We start from the raw sequence: 234 nt of genomic DNA on the forward strand, positions 1-234 counted from the left end.
CGGCCACGCACTCGAGGACTTCGGCGCCGAGGTTGCGGCAGGTGATGGCGGTTTCGGCGAGGGTGGCGGCATCGCGGTCGGCCAGCAACAGGCGCGCGCCTTCGACGGCGTAGGCACGGGCGATGGCGGCGCCGATGCCGCTGCCGGCACCGGTGATCACGGCACGGCGGTTAGCGAGTTGGGGCATGGTGAACTCCTGAAATAATCAAACGGCGAACGCGGTCAAAAATGTGG

General features: G+C 67.5%; 1 protein-coding gene. It reads right to left on the minus strand.

Annotated elements, in window-relative coordinates; all coding sequences use genetic code 11:
• The coding region (locus HX846_RS38825; RefSeq protein ID WP_178967655.1) for an SDR family NAD(P)-dependent oxidoreductase at positions 1-187 on the minus strand (187 nt) is incomplete at its 3' end.
• Positions 188-234 lie beyond the last annotated feature (47 nt).

The organism is Pseudomonas sp. K5002 (assembly GCF_013386655.1).
Classification (GTDB): Bacteria; Pseudomonadota; Gammaproteobacteria; order Pseudomonadales; family Pseudomonadaceae; genus Aquipseudomonas.